Origin of the sequence: Agrobacterium sp. MS2 (genome assembly GCF_003261015.1) — a bacterium.
Classification (GTDB): Bacteria; Pseudomonadota; Alphaproteobacteria; order Rhizobiales; family Rhizobiaceae; genus Agrobacterium; species Agrobacterium pusense.
The window spans coordinates 86,864-102,422 of the sequence record NZ_QLNF01000072.1; the positions used below are offsets into that span (position 1 = coordinate 86,864).

16 protein-coding genes are annotated in these 15,559 nt (G+C 61.2%); 6 read left to right on the forward strand and 10 right to left on the reverse strand.

Translation table 11 applies throughout. The annotated features are described in order from the left end of the window. Nucleotides 1-16: 16 nt before the first annotated feature. Genes DOU54_RS19275 through topA form a run of 4 tightly spaced genes read right to left on the reverse strand, consistent with a single transcriptional unit; the run spans nt 17 to nt 6,225 of the window. A complete protein-coding gene (locus DOU54_RS19275; RefSeq protein WP_113381056.1) occupies nt 17-685 on the reverse strand; it encodes an NUDIX hydrolase in 669 nt (222 codons plus the stop codon). Nucleotides 686-703: 18 nt separating this feature from the next. Further along, the gene (locus DOU54_RS19280; protein ID WP_004441365.1) at nt 704-1,147 is read right to left on the reverse strand and encodes a DUF983 domain-containing protein; all 444 of its coding nucleotides are present in this window, start codon (nt 1,145-1,147) and stop codon (nt 704-706) included. A 42-nt stretch (nt 1,148-1,189) separates the two neighbouring features. Next, complete coding sequence (gene rnr, locus DOU54_RS19285) at nt 1,190-3,544, reverse strand: ribonuclease R (RefSeq protein ID WP_034495749.1); 2,355 nt, start codon at nt 3,542-3,544, stop codon at nt 1,190-1,192. Continuing rightward, complete coding sequence (topA, locus tag DOU54_RS19290; RefSeq protein ID WP_113381057.1) at nt 3,541-6,225, reverse strand: type I DNA topoisomerase; 2,685 nt, start codon at nt 6,223-6,225, stop codon at nt 3,541-3,543. The genes rnr and topA overlap by 4 nt, the downstream gene beginning before the upstream one ends. Nucleotides 6,226-6,484: 259 nt before the next feature. On the opposite strand from topA, the gene DOU54_RS19295 reads away from it, so the two are divergent. Continuing rightward, entirely contained in the window at nt 6,485-6,718 is a 234-nt protein-coding gene (locus DOU54_RS19295; protein ID WP_037089089.1) for a hypothetical protein, read from the forward strand. Here the strand turns inward: DOU54_RS19295 and dprA are convergent. The 4 genes from dprA to DOU54_RS19315 are packed head-to-tail and all read right to left on the reverse strand — an operon-like array spanning nt 6,671 to nt 10,727. Beyond that, nucleotides 6,671-7,813, reverse strand: coding sequence for a DNA-processing protein DprA (gene dprA, locus DOU54_RS19300; RefSeq protein ID WP_113381058.1), 1,143 nt, complete (start codon nt 7,811-7,813; stop codon nt 6,671-6,673). The two genes, DOU54_RS19295 and dprA, sit on opposite strands and share 48 nt — an antisense overlap. Nucleotides 7,814-7,833: 20 nt before the next feature. Continuing rightward, on the reverse strand, nt 7,834-8,451 hold the full coding sequence (plsY, locus tag DOU54_RS19305; protein ID WP_004441376.1) for a glycerol-3-phosphate 1-O-acyltransferase PlsY: 618 nt from the start codon (nt 8,449-8,451) through the stop codon (nt 7,834-7,836). A 45-nt stretch (nt 8,452-8,496) separates the two neighbouring features. After that, nucleotides 8,497-9,789 carry a dihydroorotase gene (locus tag DOU54_RS19310; RefSeq protein ID WP_113381059.1) on the reverse strand — a complete coding sequence of 431 codons (1,293 nt, stop codon included), beginning with the start codon at nt 9,787-9,789 and terminating at the stop codon, nt 8,497-8,499. Continuing rightward, entirely contained in the window at nt 9,786-10,727 is a 942-nt protein-coding gene (locus DOU54_RS19315) for an aspartate carbamoyltransferase catalytic subunit (RefSeq protein WP_003502441.1), read from the reverse strand. Before DOU54_RS19315 ends, DOU54_RS19310 begins: the two co-directional genes overlap by 4 nt. A 129-nt stretch (nt 10,728-10,856) precedes the next feature. Here DOU54_RS19315 and DOU54_RS19320 point away from each other — a divergent pair, with 129 nt between their 5' ends. The 5 genes from DOU54_RS19320 (at nt 10,857) to DOU54_RS19335 (ending at nt 14,777) form a co-directional block, all read left to right on the forward strand. Beyond that, nucleotides 10,857-12,509 carry an acyl-CoA dehydrogenase family protein gene (locus DOU54_RS19320; protein ID WP_004441382.1) on the forward strand — a complete coding sequence of 551 codons (1,653 nt, stop codon included), beginning with the start codon at nt 10,857-10,859 and terminating at the stop codon, nt 12,507-12,509. A 137-nt stretch (nt 12,510-12,646) separates the two neighbouring features. Continuing rightward, nucleotides 12,647-13,258, forward strand: a complete 612-nt coding sequence (locus tag DOU54_RS19325) for a GNAT family N-acetyltransferase (protein ID WP_004441384.1) — start codon at nt 12,647-12,649, stop codon at nt 13,256-13,258. A 148-nt stretch (nt 13,259-13,406) separates the two neighbouring features. Beyond that, nucleotides 13,407-14,051 carry a TetR/AcrR family transcriptional regulator gene (locus DOU54_RS19330; RefSeq protein ID WP_004441386.1) on the forward strand — a complete coding sequence of 215 codons (645 nt, stop codon included), beginning with the start codon at nt 13,407-13,409 and terminating at the stop codon, nt 14,049-14,051. Nucleotides 14,052-14,301: 250 nt separating this feature from the next. Next, complete coding sequence (locus tag DOU54_RS27545) at nt 14,302-14,463, forward strand: hypothetical protein (protein WP_004441388.1); 162 nt, start codon at nt 14,302-14,304, stop codon at nt 14,461-14,463. Further along, on the forward strand, nt 14,460-14,777 hold the full coding sequence (locus tag DOU54_RS19335) for a DUF6105 family protein (protein WP_004441389.1): 318 nt from the start codon (nt 14,460-14,462) through the stop codon (nt 14,775-14,777). The genes DOU54_RS27545 and DOU54_RS19335 overlap by 4 nt, the downstream gene beginning before the upstream one ends. On the opposite strand, the gene ruvX is transcribed toward DOU54_RS19335, so the two are convergent. Further along, a complete protein-coding gene (ruvX, locus tag DOU54_RS19340; protein ID WP_006698011.1) occupies nt 14,729-15,208 on the reverse strand; it encodes a Holliday junction resolvase RuvX in 480 nt (159 codons plus the stop codon). The genes DOU54_RS19335 and ruvX overlap by 49 nt on opposite strands. Before the next feature lie 14 nt (nt 15,209-15,222). Then, nucleotides 15,223-15,525, reverse strand: coding sequence for a zinc ribbon domain-containing protein YjdM (locus DOU54_RS19345; protein WP_022556051.1), 303 nt, complete (start codon nt 15,523-15,525; stop codon nt 15,223-15,225). Nucleotides 15,526-15,559: the final 34 nt, after the last annotated feature.

Genomic DNA, 15,559 nt, shown 5'->3' on the forward strand with positions numbered 1-15,559 from the left:
TGTGACATGACGGCCTTTATACAAAGTCTCGAATGAACTGGCCGTGGCGCGTGACATAAAGCCGCGCGGGGCTTTCATAGGGCAGTGAGGGATCACCTATCATGAAATTTGTGACATCTTCGAGAACCGTACGCGTGATTTTCGGCATGTTCAGACCGGAAAGGTCTGTCATGTCAAGCCATTGCACGTTGTGAAGCTCTTCGGAATCCCGGGTTAGCCGGATATCCAGCCGCAATTCGTCGGCATAACAGCAAAAGAATCGCGTGTCGTAACGCCTGACATTGCCGGGCGGTGTGATGGCGCGCGCCACATAGCGGAAACAGGAGAGGTCCGGACCTTCAGTGGCCGGCCCAAGCTCGACCCCGGTTTCCTCCACAAGTTCGCGCGCGGCGGCAAGCGCCAGCGCCCTTGCCCCGGCGACGCTCAGGCGCCGCGAAGCCGACGCCGTCAGGCTGTCAAGGACAGCGGGATGCAGATCGCCGGAAAAGGGCAGCGCATGGTCGCGCGGGTCGCGTTTGCCGCCTGGAAAGACATAAGTGCCGGGCATGAAGACGTGGGCGCTGCTGCGCTGGCCCATCAGCACCCGTGTCGTCGGGCCGGATCGGTCGAACAGAATGAGGGAGGCGGCATCGCGCGGCCGCAATGGCGCGCTTGCCGCTTCCGCCTTGGTGGAATGCCGGGGCATGTACAAGACCCGCGCGCGTCAGTGCGAGGAGCCGTCTATCTGTATCTGCGGTTTTTTCCCGTCGAAGCCATGCATGCGCAGCGCCCATTGCAGACCGATGACGCCGCCCTTGATGGGCTGCAGCGTCAGAAGCGCGGCCAGAATTGTGATCGGTACCCAGATGGCGAAATGAGCCCACATGGGAATGTTTAGAACCATGTCCGTCATCATGAAGCCGCCGACCGCGATGTGGCCGATGATGACGATGGAGATATAGGGTGGCAGGTCGTCCGACCGATGATGGTGCATTTCCTCGCCGCAGGCCGCGCAGGCGTCCACCGGCTTCAGCCAGGCGCGGAAGAGGCGGCCGCTGCCACAGGCCGGGCAGCGATTGGCCATGCCGCGCATGATGGACCGGCCAAGCGGCCGCTCGGCGCTATCGTCTCCGAAGGTAACTGTCTCCGAGCCCTGATGTGCACTCATCCTTAAGTCCTTCCCGTCCGTTCAACCGCTGAGGCGGCTTTGTTATCGTCGCCTTCTCGGCGGCCGTGTTCCGGGCTTGGCGGCAGCCCGTACTGTCCGCCGTCCGGCCTTGTGGAACGAGCGCACGCCCACCGGCATCTTCCGCCCGGGACTCAGCATATCGAATCTGAGCGCACCCGCCAGCGGCACCGCTTCCGCGAGCCTTACCTGCACCGTGTCGCCAAGCTGATAACCAAGACCGGTCTTTTCCCCCGTGAGAGCCTGATGGGCTTCGTCATACAGGAAATAATCCGTTCCGAGTGTAGATATAGGAACGAAACCATCAGCGCCAAACTGCGGAAGCGCGACAAATAGTCCCGCCTTGGTGACACCGCCGACCCGGCCCTCGAATTCCTCGCCGACCCGCTCGGAAAGATGATGGGCGATCAGGCGGTTGACGGTGTCGCGCTCGGCCGCCATGGCGCGGCGCTCGAAGGTCGAGATTTCAGCGGCGATATCGTCGAGTGTCGCTTCTTCCTGTGGCGTGATGCCGCCTTCGCCTAGCCCCAGAGAACCCACCAGCGCGCGATGCACGATGAGGTCGGCATACCGGCGGATCGGCGAGGTGAAATGGGCATATTTCATGAGGTTCAGGCCGAAATGGCCGATATTTTCGGGGCTGTAAATAGCCTGGCTCTGGCTGCGCAGCACCATCTCGTTGACCATGATCTGGTGCGGCGTGTCGAGAGCGCGTGCCAGAATGCCGTTGAAGGAATTGGCGCGCATGGCCGCACCCTTGGCCATGGTAATGCCGATCGTGCCGAGAAATTCGCGCAGCACCTCCTGCTTGGAAAGCGTGGGCGCATCGTGGACACGGTAAACCAGCGGCTGCTTCTTTTTTTCCAGCGTCTCGGCGGCGGCGACATTTGCCTGGATCATCATTTCTTCGATCAGCTTGTGCGCATCGAGACGTTCGGGAATGACCACGGAGTCGACGGTGCCGTCAGGGCGCAGCTTGATCTTCCGCTCGGGCATGTCGAGTTCCAGCGGCTGGCGCCGGTCACGGCCTCGCTTCATCACCTCATAAGCGTGCCACAGGGGCTTCAGGATCGGCTCCAGCAGCGGTCCGGTCTTGTCGTCGGGCTTGCCGTCGATCGCTGCCTGTGCCTGCTGGTAGGAGAGCTTGGCGGCGCTCTTCATCATGATCCGATGGAAGGTATGGCCGGCCTTGCGGCCTTCCTTCGAGAAAGTCATCCGCACCGCAAGGGCAGGGCGGTCGACCCCTTCCTTCAGCGAGCAGAGATCGTTGGAAATACGCTCCGGCAGCATCGGTACGACGCGATCCGGGAAATAAACGGAGTTGCCGCGTTTCAGCGCCTCGCGGTCCAGTGGCGAACCCGACCGAACATACCAGGAGACATCGGCAATGGCGACGGTGACGATGACACCATCGGGATTGTCGGGCGATGTGTCCGGTTCGGCATAGACCGCATCGTCGTGATCCTTGGCGTCGGCCGGATCGATCGTGATGAGTGGTAGGTCGCGCCAGTCCTCGCGGTGGGACATCGTCGCTGCCTTGGCCGCATCCGCTTCGGCAAGAACATTCTGCGGGAATATATGCGGGATGCCGTGGGCGTGGATTGCGATCATGGAGATCGCCTTTTCCGAGGCCACCGAGCCGATGACCGAGAGAACCTTGGCACGCGTCAGGCCGTAACGACCGCTGTTGCGCGAGGTTTCGACCTCGATCAGATCGCCATCCTTGGCATCGCCGACGCCATCAGGATCGATGACCATTTCCTCGCCGCGGCGATCGATTGGCATCAGCCGTCCGCCGCCGCCGGGCGTCTCCTTGAACACGCCGAGCAGTGCATTCTGGCGGCGGTCGATCAGCTTGACGACGCGGGCGGTGTAGGCGGGACCGGTGCTTTCCTTCGAAGGGAAGATTTTCGCGAGAATACGGTCGCCGAGACCGGCGGCCGGGGCCTTCTTGCCACGGTCCTGCGAGGACTGGCGGATCAGCACGGCCGGCGCTGCGCCCAAATCCTCAGGCCATTCCGCCGGGCGGCCGATCAGTTCGCCGTCCTTGTCGCGGGTCGTGATGTCGAGAACCGTCACAGGCGGCAGGCCGCCCGGTCGCGTCAGCGACTTGCGGCTCTTGTGCACCATGCCGTCGACTTCAAGTTCCTTCAGCAGCGCCTTGAGGACAACGCGGTTTTCACCCTTCAGCCCGAAAGCCTTGGCAATTTCGCGTTTGGAGGCCTGTTGCGGATGGTCTGCGATGAATTTCAGCAGCACTTCACGCGAAGGCACCTCGCCGTGGATGATGCCTTCACCTTCGCTCACCCGCTTGCCGCGCCCGGTGCGTCCGAAACCGTCGCTGGCGGAACCCTGTCTCTGACGCGGCGCTTTGCTCACTCTGCTGCCTTCTTGGGTTTGGCCGCTGCCTTCGGCTTGGCGGCCGTCTTGCTCTTTGTCGCCGCCTTGGCCTTGGTCGCCTTCGGCTTTGAAGCGGCGTCACCATCGGCCTTCTTGGCGGTTGTTTTCTTGGCCTTGGCGGGCTTGCCGCCGGTGCCGGTCTTGGCAATGCGCTCGGCGATCAACACGAGCGCCTCGTCCAGCGTCACGGATGCAGGATCCTGCCCCTTGGGAATGGTGGCGTTGACTTTGCCCCAGTTCACATAGGCGCCGTAGCGCCCGTCACGAACGGTGATCGGGCCGCCATCAGGGTGGTCGCCCAACTCTTTGAGAGCAGCGGGCGTGCCGCTACGGCCGCGTCCCGGACCCTTGCTCTGCTTTTCAGCAATCACGGTCACGGCGCGGTTGAGGCCGATCGAGAACACGTCCTCGATACTCTCCAAGTTCGCATAGGAACCATCATGCAGCAGGAAAGGTCCGTAACGGCCGAGACCAGCCGAGATCATCTTGCCGGTTTCCGGGTGCTTGCCTATATCGCGCGGCAGGTTGATGAGCGCCAACGCCTTTTCGTGATCGATATCCTCAGGCTTCCAGCCCTTCGGCAGCGAGGAGCGCTTGGCTTCCTTGCCGTCACCGCGCTGGATATAGGGCCCGAAACGGCCGGAGCGAAGCGTCAGCTCCTCGCCGGTCATGGGATCAGCGCCCAGCGCCTTCGGCTCGTTGAGAGCAGCGGCTTCGGCTTCCGCGCCATCGGAGGTCAGCTGGCGGGTATAGTTGCACTCAGGGTAGTTCGAGCAACCCACAAAGGCACCGTATTTGCCGAGCTTCAGCGACAGATTGCCGGTGCCGCAAACCTGACAGATGCGCGGATCGGAACCATCCTCGCGCTTCGGGAACACCAGCGGCGCCAGAACCTCGTTCAGCGCATCCAGCACGTTGGTGACGCGCAGTTCCTTGGTATCTTCGATCTGCGCGAAGAAATCCTTCCAGAAATCGCGAAGAACCTGCTTCCAGTCCAGTTCGCCGGCGGAAATGCGGTCGAGCTTTTCCTCAAGGGCGGCGGTGAAATCATACTCGACGTATTTGGTGAAGAAGCTTTCGAGGAAAGCCGTCACCAGCCGGCCACGCGAATGCGGCACCAGCTTGCGCTTGTCGATGACGATATATTCGCGGTCGCTCAGCGTCTTCAGCGTCGCCGCATAGGTGGAAGGACGGCCGATGCCGAGTTCTTCCATCTTCTTGATCAGGGACGCTTCCGAATAACGCGGCGGCGGCTCGGTGAAGTGCTGGCTGGCATTGATCTTCTGCTTGGCGAGGTTCTCGCGCTCATTGATCGGCGGCAGACGGCCTTCGTCGTCACCATCGTCGCTCTGCTCGCCATCTTCCTTCTGGTCGGTATAAGCGGCGATAAAGCCGTCGAAGCGGATGACGGAGCCAACGGCGCGCAGGCCAGCCTTCTCGCCGCCGTTGCTGGCGAGAATTTCAACCGTCGTGCGCTCGATTTCAGCTGACGCCATCTGGCTCGCAATACCGCGTTTCCAGATCAGCTCGTAAAGGCGCAGCTGGTCGGCATCGAGGTAACGCTTCACCTGATCCGGTGTGCGGTTGAAATCGGTCGGGCGGATCGCCTCGTGCGCTTCCTGGGCGTTTTTGGCCTTGGTAGAGTAAAAGCGCGCCTTTTCCGGCACGTAACGGTCACCGAACTGCTCGCCAATGGCCTTGCGGGCGGCATCTATGGCTTCAGGGGCCATCTGCACGCCGTCGGTACGCATATAGGTGATCAGACCAACGGTCTCGCCGCCGATATCAATGCCTTCATAAAGCTTCTGCGCCACCTGCATGGTGCGCGAGGCGCCGAAGCCCATCCGCGAAGAGGCCGCCTGCTGCAGCGTCGAGGTCGTAAAGGGAGGGCTGGGATTGCGTTTGACGGGTTTCGCCTCAACGCTATCCACCACATAGGTCGCGCCTTCGAGCAGCGCTTTCAGCCGGTTCGCATCGTCGCCAGTCTTGATGGCGCGGTTCTGCAATCGCTTGCCATCGGCCGAAACCAGCCTAGCCTCGAACTCGTCACCACGCGGTGTCTTCAAAAGTGCGCTGATGTTCCAGTATTCTTCGGAAACGAAACGCTCGATTTCGGATTCGCGATCGCAGACGAGACGCAGCGCCACGGACTGCACCCGGCCGGCCGAACGTGCACCCGGCAGCTTGCGCCACAGAACCGGAGAGAGGTTGAAGCCGACGAGATAGTCGAGCGCTCGGCGGGCGAGATAGGCGTCCACCAGCGGCACATCGATGTCGCGTGGGTTCGCCATCGCGTCCAGCACCGCTTTCTTGGTGATGGCGTTGAAGACGACGCGCTTCACCGGCTTGTCGCCGAGAACCCGCTTCTTCTTCAAAAGATCGAGAACATGCCAGGAAATGGCTTCCCCTTCGCGATCCGGGTCGGTTGCCAGAAAGAGGCCGTCGGAGGATTTTACCGCATCGGCAATATCCTTCATGCGCTTGGCGGACGCGCTATCGACCTCCCAGGACATTTCGAAATCCTGGTCGGGCAGCACCGATCCGTCCTTGGCAGGAAGGTCTCTGACGTGGCCAAAGGATGCAAGAACCTTATAGCCCGAGCCAAGATACTTATTGATCGTCTTGGCTTTGGCAGGAGATTCTACGACGACGACATTCATATTGTTCTTCTCTGGAACTGGTCCGTTAACGTGGCCCCGGTTGCAGCCTATTGCCGCAATTGGCCTTCTTTATAATTCGACATGGACAGGTAATGCCCGCTGGTCAAGAGGCAAGCCCGATTTTCTCGCTTCCAGGTGACTACAACCTATGGATAATCTATCGTTGTATTGCAATCTTTGGTAAATTGGTTATGATGGGCAACATCATTTGAACAGACTTAATGCTTCCCGTTTCAGGGTGAATTTTCAGGATAAATATATGGTCCCGAACGCAACAAACAATAATGCCGATAATGAAGGGACCAGAGAGAGCTTGGCATACATCCGCCAGATGCTGGCGGAACTGCGGCAGGTGGCCCACCGGGAAGGTGCCGATATGCTGTGCTATCTCATCGAGATGGCCTATGTCGAAGTCGGTGATATCCAGAGCGGAAGGCGCAAACTCTCAATCCGCGATGAAGAGCGACACGCGCCCCCCGGCATGCCGGTTTAGACGCCCGGCAATATCGAGCTCCAGCAGCACCAGATGAACGGTGGCGGCGGAGAAACCCGTGTGTCTGATGATGTCGTCGATCTCCACAGGCGAGGGACCGAGAGCAGCGGCGATGATGCTGCGCTCGTTGTCTCCCGGTGGTGACATTTCAGCGTCCTGCTGCGGTTCCTCGATCTTCCGGTCATTGGGCAATTGCGGCTCCATCAATGGTCGCAGTGCATCAAGAATATCGGCCGCTCCCGTAGTCAGCATGGCACCTTCCTTGATCAGCCGGTTCGTGCCTTCGCAGCGCAAGTCGAGCGGCGAGCCGGGCACGGCGAACACCAGTCGTCCCGCTTCACCGGCAAGCCGCGCCGTGATCAGCGAGCCCGAACGCTCCGCCGCCTCGACGATGACGACGCCGAGTGACACGCCCGCGATCAACCGGTTGCGCCGCGGGAAATCCCGGGCGCGCGGCTCCCAGCCGAAAGGCATTTCGCTGATCGTCGCGCCGCCCTGATCGTATATCTCCTGCAAAAGTCCGAAATTTTCCTGCGGGTAGGGGCGGTCGAGACCGCCTGCCAGCATTGCTACAGTGCCCGTTGAAAGGCTCGCCCTGTGGGCCGCCGCATCGATGCCGCGCGCCAGCCCCGAGGCGATCGTATAACCGGCCCGACCACAGTCGCGCGCAAGCATGGCGGCGAATTTTGCGCCGTTGATCGAAGCATTGCGCGAACCGACGATGCCGACGCAGGCTCTCGTCGCCGTATCCGCCGATCCTTTCATGGCGATCAACGGCGGCGCGCCGTCCACATGCCGCAGGGCCGGCGGATAATCCGGTTCGCCGATGCCGACGAAACGCGCGCCGAAATTCTCGGCCGCCTCAAGCTCCCGTTCCGCCTCTGCCTGTGTTGCGATGCGCGGACTGCGCGACGAACCGCCACGGCGCGACAGTTCGGGCAGCGCATCCAGCGCTTTTTCAGCGCTGCCGAAATGATTGATAAGTTCGCGAAAGGTGACGGGACCGATATTATCGCTGCGGATCAACCGTAGCCACGCCACCCGCTGCCGCGCGGAAAGCTCTATGCCCTGCCGTGTCGTTTCCTCATGCGGCATGGCATATCCCCGAGACGGCCTCAGCCCTTTTGACCGATCCTGCTTTCGGTGCCCGCCAGCAGCCGGGCAATGTTCTCGCGATGTTTCCACCAGGAAATCACGCTGAGCAGCGTCACGAGCAGCGCTGTTTTTTCTGGTCCGAGGACCCAGAGGGCAACGGGGATGACCAGCATTGCCACGAGCGCAGAGAGCGACGAATAGCGGGTGATGAAGGCGGTCGCGAGCCAGATCAGCGCGAAGGCCAGCATCATCAGCGGAGCGGCGCCCAGCAGCACCCCGATATAGGTTGCCACGCCCTTGCCGCCCTTGAAGCCCAGCCAGACTGGAAAGAGATGGCCGAGAAAGGCGAAGAAACCGGCTACGAGGGAGGCCTCATAACCCCAGAGCGCATTGGCGACCAGAACTGCCGCCGTGCCCTTGAGTGCGTCCAGCAACAGGGTCGCGGCGGCGAGCTTCTTGTTGCCGGTGCGCAGCACGTTGGTCGCGCCGATATTGCCGGAGCCGATCTTGCGCACGTCGCCCAGCCCGGCCATGCGGGTCAGGAGGAGGCCGAAGGGAATGGAGCCCAACAGATAGCCGATCAGCGCCGAAAGCGCGAGAAGGGCAGGCGCGGTCTGCCAGTCAGTCAAAGCACTCATTCAATGTCCCCTCTGTCCCGCCTGCCGCGTGATCTGTTGATGATCTTATGCCAAGGAATGAACGGCTTTGCCAGCCACATAAGTGGCGATGGCGCGACCGCTGAACCGGGCATCCTCGAACGGCGTGTTCTTGGATTTCGAGACCAGCTGTTCCTTGGCCACGAGCCACGGTTCGTCGAGGTCGATCAGGGTGATATCGGCCTTGGCACCCGCTTTCAGCGTTCCTGCATCGAGACCGAAAATCTTGGCCGGGCGGGTGGAGAGCGCATCGATAAGCCGCATCAGCGGAACTTCACCACTGTGGTGGAGGCGCAGCGCCGCCGCCAGCATGGTTTCGAGCCCGACCGCACCGCTCGCAGCATCCGAAAACGGCAGGCGCTTGGTATCGACATCCTGCGGGTCGTGCGAAGAGACGATGATATCGATCGTGCCGTCCTTCAGCGCTTCCACCATTGCCTTGCGGTCGTCTTCGGCGCGCAGCGGCGGGGAGAGCTTGAAGAAAGTGCGATATTCGCCGATATCGTTTTCATTGAGCGTCAGGTGATTGATCGAGATGCCGCAGGTGGCCTTCACGCCCCGCTGCCGCGCAACCCGGATCACCTCTGCCGATTCCGGCACGGAAATCTTGGCGGCGTGGTAGATCGCCTGCGTCAGGCCGGCAATGCGCAGGTCACGCTCCAGCGGAATGATCTCGGCTTCCTTGGGAACGCCTGACAGGCCGAGCCAGCTCGCGAAAAGCCCCTCGTTCATGTCGCCGCCGCCGATATATTTGTCGCGGGTTTCGAGCGCGATGACAGCGCCGAGTTCACGGGCATAGGTCATGGCGCGGCGCAGCACCAGCGTATCGGACAGCGCCTTGCGGCCGTTGGTGAAGGCCACCGCACCGGCTTCCTTCAGCATGCCGAATTCGGTCATTTCCTCGCCCCGCAGACCCTTGGTCAGGGCGGCTGCCGGATGCACATTGACGATTGCCTTGTCACGCGCCGTCTTCTTCACATATTCGACAAGGGCGATGTCATCAATCACGGGATCCGTATCAGGCATCATGATGATGCTGGTGACGCCGCCGGCCGCTGCCGCACGCGATGCGGATTCGATGGTTTCGCGGTGTTCGGCACCGGGTTCACCCACGAAGACGCGGGCATCCACCAGACCCGGAACGGCCACGACACCCTTGCAGTCGCGCACCGTCGCACCGTCGGGCGCACCCTGATTGTGAGCGTCTTTTCCTGAAGCAAGAATGGTACCATCGGCGCCGATGACGATGCTGCCGTTCTCGTCGAGATTACGGGAGGGATCGACGATGCGGAGGTTCTTGAGAACGGTAACGGCACTCATACGCGCTCACCCTGATTTTGCGAGACAAGCAGGGTTTCCATGACGGCCATGCGCACGGCGACCCCCATTTCAACCTGGCTTTCGATGACGCTCTGCGGGCCATCGGCCACTTCGGAGGCGATTTCCACGCCGCGGTTCATCGGGCCGGGATGCATGACAAGCGCATCTTCCTTGGCCGCCTTCAGCTTTTCGGCATCCAGACCGTAATAATGGAAATATTCGCGCACTGAAGGAACGAAGGAGCCGGACATGCGCTCACGCTGGAGGCGCAGCATCATCACCACATCGGCATTCTTCAACCCTTCCTTCATGTCGTGAAAGACTTCCACGCTCATGTCGCGAATGCCCGAAGGAAGAAGCGTGGCCGGGGCGACGACACGAACCCGCGCGCCCATCTGGTTGAGAAGGATGATATTGGAGCGGGCAACGCGCGAGTGCAGTACGTCGCCGCAGATCGCTACGGTGATACCTGAAAGCTCGCCCTTGGCGCGGCGGATGGTCAGCGCGTCGAGCAGCGCCTGCGTCGGGTGCTCGTGCTGGCCGTCGCCGGCATTGACCACGGAGCAGGCGACCTTTTGGGCGAGAAGCGCTGCGGCACCGGCCGAGGAGTGGCGCACGACAAGCACATCCGGGCGCATGGCATTCAGCGTCATCGCCGTGTCAATCAGCGTTTCGCCTTTCTTCACCGAGGAATTGCCGACCGACATATTCATCACATCTGCGCCAAGCCTCTTTCCGGCAAGTTCGAAGGAGGATTGCGTCCGCGTCGAAGCTTCGAAGAAGAGATTGATCTGTGTCAGGCCCCGAAGCGTCGAGGTCTTTTTCTCGCGCTGGCGGCTGATTTTCACCGCCTCATCAGCCTTGTCGAGAAGCAGGGTAATATCCTGATGGGAAAGCCCCTTGATGCCGAGGAGATGGCGATGGGGAAAAAAGACCATGGAAATTGTCCTCCGGGTCGCAATAGTCAACGGGTCTATAAAGACAGGTGGCGTTGCGGGCAAGCATGCGATAAGCCGGGTTTTGGCATATACACGCAATAAAGCACGAATCCCGATAGAAGGATGCGAATGACAGGCATGAACCGGACAGAAGAACAGCTCGCCGAACTGAACCAGCCCAGCCTCTGGTCCGGTATCAACGCCTATCGTTCCGATCCGCTGATCGTCGATCTGACCTCCGGCCTGTCACGCAATCTGAGGGACGAGTTCGATCAGATCGGCCGCTATGTCACCTCGCATGAGGCGCAGGAACTGGCGCGTATGGCGAACCAGGGCGTGCCGCAGCTGCACACCCACGGCCCGCGGGGCGAGCGTCTGGACCAGGTGGAATTCCACCCGGCATGGCACGCGCTGATGCGCCGTTCCATGTCCTCGGGCCTGCATTCCAGCGTGTGGGAAAACTCGCCCGACACGCGCGGTAACGAGCACAAGGCCCGCGCGACGAAGTTCTACCTGACCTCGCAGCTGGAAGCCGGTCATCTCTGCCCGCTGACCATGACCAGCGCTTCCGTTGCCGCCATCATGGCGTCTCCGCGTGTGCAGAAGGAGTGGGCGCCGAAAATCCTCTCGCGCAAATATGATTCCGCACAGAAGCCGGCCTTGCAGAAAACTGCCGTCACCATCGGCATGGGCATGACGGAAAAGCAGGGCGGCACTGATGTGCGCGCCAACCGCACCACGGCAGAGCGGGTGGGCGAGGGCATCTACCGTCTCTCAGGCCACAAATGGTTCCTGTCTGCGCCGATGAGCGACGGTTTCGTCATGCTGGCCCAGATGGGTGACGGCATGGGCTGTTTCCTCGTGCCGCGTTATCTCGAGGACGGTTCGAAAAATGGCCTGCACTTCCAGCGTTTGAAGGACAAGCTGGGCAATCGATCCAATGCATCCGCCGAAGTCGAATTCACCGATGCCTTCGGTTATCTGCTCGGCGATCCCGGCAGCGGCATCCGCACCATTCTCGACATGGTGACGCTGACGCGGCTCGATTGCGCGCTGGCGTCGGCCGGCATGATGCGCGCCTCGCTTGCCGAAGCCGTGCACTACGCCCGCGGTCGCTCCGTTTTCGGCAAGATGCTGGTCACCCAGCCGATCATGACGCGCGTGCTTGCCGACATGGCGCTGGACGTCGCTGCGGCGACCGCCTTGTCCTTTAGGTTGGCGAGTGCTTTTGATGCCGCCCGCAACAATCCGGCCGAGGCCGCCTATGCGCGGGTGATGACGCCGATCGTGAAATACTGGTGCTGCAAGATTGCGCCGGCGCTCATCTACGAAGCCATGGAATGCCTTGGCGGCAATGGTTACGTGGAAGAGCGGCCGATTGCCCGCCACTATCGCGAAGCGCCCGTCAATGCCATCTGGGAAGGCTCCGGCAACGTCATGGCGCTGGATGTCCTGCGGGTTCTCCAGCGCGGCAAGGACCTGTTCGATCTCGTCTTCCAGACGCTGGAGCGTGATCTCGGACCTGCTGGCAAGAAGACAACGGACGTCCTGCGCGCCGCAATCGCACTCGCCGAACGTGACGAGGGTGCGGCTCGCCTTTTGGTGGAGCAGTTCGCGCTTGCGGCCGCTGCCGCCGAGCTTTGCCGCCTCGGCGCCGGCAAGATTGCCGATGCCTTCCTCGAAACCCGGCTTGCCGGTGGCTGGCGGCATACTTACGGCATGCTCGATTCCCGCTTCGATCCGACTTATATAATCGATCTTCTTTATCCGCCTGCAGCTTGAGCGATGGATGCGGATGAAGGTTTTACAGTTCCGGCGGGAGGGGTCTCGGATTTGAAAAACAGCAATGGCCTAGGACGTATTCTTGTCTATCACGATAGCTTCGCACATCGAGGCGCGGCAATGGAGGATGGCGGCCGATGCTGACTTTTCGCTCCGCTCGTTCCGAGGATGAGGACGCGCTCTATGCCATAAGCCTCGCCACCGGCGATGCCGGGCAGGATGCCACGCCACTTTACAACGATGGCCGCATGGTGGGGCATATCTATTCCGTGCCCTATCTGCATCTGTGGCCGGATGCTGTATTCGTTGCCGAGGATGAGGAAGGCGTCTGCGGTTACATCGTCGGCGCGCTCGATACGGCCCTGCATGAAGAGCGACTGGAGCGGGAATGGTGGCCGCATCTGCGCGCCATCTATGCCGATCCTGGGGGCGACCAGCAGACATGGGACGCCGACCAGCGCCGCGCCCATTTCATTCATCACCCACGCCGCACCCCGGCCTGGCTCACCGACCCGTTCCCCGCCCACATACACATGAACCTTTTGCCACGCACGCAGGGTAAGGGCGGCGGCACCCGGCTCCTGTCGCGCTGGCTGGATATGGCCCGACAGAACAACGTCTACGGCATCCATCTCGGCGCCAGCGAACGCAACCTGGCCGGAATGCGTTTCTGGGAAACCCGAGGTTTCAAGCGTCTGGACAGCCACGAAACCCCCGGCAGCGTGTGGTTTGGCATGGGGTTGGAGTGAGCGGCTCACGCTGAGAATGCGGGGCGATATTGTTGGCCCCGCCACGTCATCCACAGGAACCTTCCGTCCAATCTTCCCATCACATTGTCCTTGCCTTCATGCTTTGTTAACCCGTGTAGTCAGGCTTTCAGAAAACGGGTAGGGAATCATGCTGGCGACCGCAGAGGCGATTTCAGCCGACAGACCGGAAAAGCGCATCAAGGATCGCGCTCAGACCGAGAAGGCGATTTTTAATGCGGCGCGGTCGCTGCTTGCCGAAGAGGGATTTCAGGGCTTCGGGATCAATGCCGTTGCTCGCCGTGCCGGCTGCGACAAGCAGCTGATCTACCGTTATTTCGGCGGCCTCGATGGTCTGATTGAGGCGATCGGTGAGGATCTCGGGTCTTGGGTGAAGGATCGCATTCCGGAAGATACCGGCGGCATGTTCCTTTTGACCTATGGTGATCTGATGGAAAAGCTGGCGCTCTACTTCATGGATGCGCTGCGCAGCGACCCTCTTGTCTGCAAGATCATCGCCTGGGAAGTTTCCGACGGCTCGCCGCAGGTGCGCCAGCTGGCGGAAGCCCGTGCCAAGTCGCTTGGCAAATGGCTGGAGCGCATGCGCGGTTCGCTGGCGGCGCCGAAGGGTGTTGATACCGCCGCCGTCAATGCCGTGCTGTTCGCCGCCATCCAGCACCTCGTGATTTCCGCCGCCACCAGCGGCCAGTTTGCCGGTGTTGCGCTCAAATCGGATCGGGACTGGGACAAGATCGCCACTGCCGTAAAAAGGCTGGTGCGGGGCGTTTACGGCTGAACCGGTCTCAGACACGGGCCCAGGCAGCCGCGCTGGACGCTGGGCATTAAAGAAAAATCAGCCATGTTCTTACCGGGCCAGCAACCGCTCGGCCCGTCCGTCCGTTCAGCCGGTCACGTTGTTTTCCACATGCCGGCCGCCCGCCGTTAACCATAATCACAGCTTTCATTTGCCTCTCCATCGCGGCCGGTCCAGTGTGGATTAACGAAATGTTAACCATGCGCAATGATTGCGCATAAGGGAGCCGCAAGTGAGCCGCTGGACAGCTTTGGGCGTCATGATGACGTTTTTTGCTATGCTGCCGTTGGATATCGACGTGCCGGCGCTGAACCTCTGCCTGATGGCCGTGGCGCGCTGGGCGGTGCTTGCTGGCATCCCCGATACACTGTTTGTGCGGGGGCAGGCGGCATGAAGTGGTTTCTGATCCTGTGGGCCGGTCCTGTCGCGCTGCTGGGCAGCTGGTACTGGCTTTCCTATTACGACATGAGCTTCGGCTTCTACATGCTCACACGTCAGACCCACGATCTCGTCTTCGAGATATACGGGAATATTCTCGGACTTCCGCCGGAAAGCCTGCCGCCGCTTGTGGCGCGTGCCATTGCGGTCGACAGCCTGATCGTCTTTGCGATTCTCGGTTTCCGCAAGCGCAGGCAGATTTACGCCTGGTGGCAGGGCCGTCAGTCGGCCGCGCGGGTGAGTGCGGAAAGCCTGTCCAGCGCACCCTGAAGAATGAAACTCGCCGCCGCCGAATCGATGCGTTCGGCCCGCTTGGCGCGAGACACATCCATTTCGAGAAGCGCGCGCTCTGCCGCAACGGTCGAAAGCCGCTCATCCCAGTAAACGAAGGGCAGTGCGGTTTTTTCGCCCATGGTGCGCACGAAGGCGCGGGTTGCCTGCACGCGGGGCCCGGCGGAGCCGTCCATGTTCATCGGCAGGCCGATAATGAAGGCGGCGACCTTTTCCTTTTCAGCGAAGGCCAGCAGCACTTCCGCATCCAGCGTGAATTTCACGCGCTTGATAACGGGGCGCGGTGTCGCAAAACGCCGCGACAGATCCGACATGGCGAGCCCGATGGTTTTCGTACCAAGGTCGAGGCCGGCAATTGCCTGCGCGGGCTGAAGCGTTGCCGCCAGTTCCTCGATGGTGAGTGTTGCCATGTCGCGTGCTGTCCTTATCGCTTGCGGACGAATTCGGTGCGCAGCACCAGACCCTTCACCGCATCATGCCTGCAATCGATTTCTTCCGGATTATCGGTCAGCCGGATCGATTTGATGACCGTGCCCTGCTTGATGACGGTGCTGGTGCCCTTGACTTTCAGATCCTTGATCAAGGTCACGGAATCGCCATCCGCGAGCACATTGCCTGCTGCATCGCGCACTTCCTTCGCGCGTGCCGCTTCTGCGGCCAGTTCGGAAGCAGGGCGCCATTCGCCGGTCGCTTCGTCGTACACATAATCGTCATTGTCAGCGGCCATTGTCGCCCCTCTTAAATACAGGTAGTGCGGTTGT